Origin of the sequence: Brevibacterium sp. SIMBA_078 (assembly GCF_046534565.1) — a bacterium.
Lineage (GTDB): Bacteria > Actinomycetota > Actinomycetes > Actinomycetales > Brevibacteriaceae > Brevibacterium.
Window position 1 is genome coordinate 1 of record NZ_JAWRYQ010000114.1, and the last position, 309, is coordinate 309.

1 protein-coding gene is annotated in these 309 nt (G+C 41.7%); it reads right to left on the bottom strand.

All coding sequences use genetic code 11. The annotated features are described in order from the left end of the window. A partial coding sequence (locus SB749_RS19090) for an LLM class flavin-dependent oxidoreductase (RefSeq protein WP_410711688.1) occupies window positions 1-309 on the bottom strand: 309 nt, incomplete at both ends.

A 309-nucleotide genomic window follows, 5' to 3' on the forward strand; every position in this document is an offset into this window, starting at 1 on the left:
TTCCACCAAAATAAAGAGGTGGTAATGGCTTTTGTACGACTTCTGGATGGCTAATGGCATCTTCTAGGTCATAGTACTCTCCTTTGAATGTCACTTTCTTTTCGCCCTCACCAGTATCTTTATCGCCATTTTTTAAAAACTCTGAGCCTCCTGGACCTGTTGAGTTTTTCCATAGATCTCGTAAAATCTTTAAAAATTCAGTTGTACGGTCATAGCGCTTTGAGTGGCTATTAAATAGTGGATCGCCCATACTTTTTAGATCTGGTACCGCTCCACCCGTTACGATGTTAAAACGTGCACGGCCGTTTG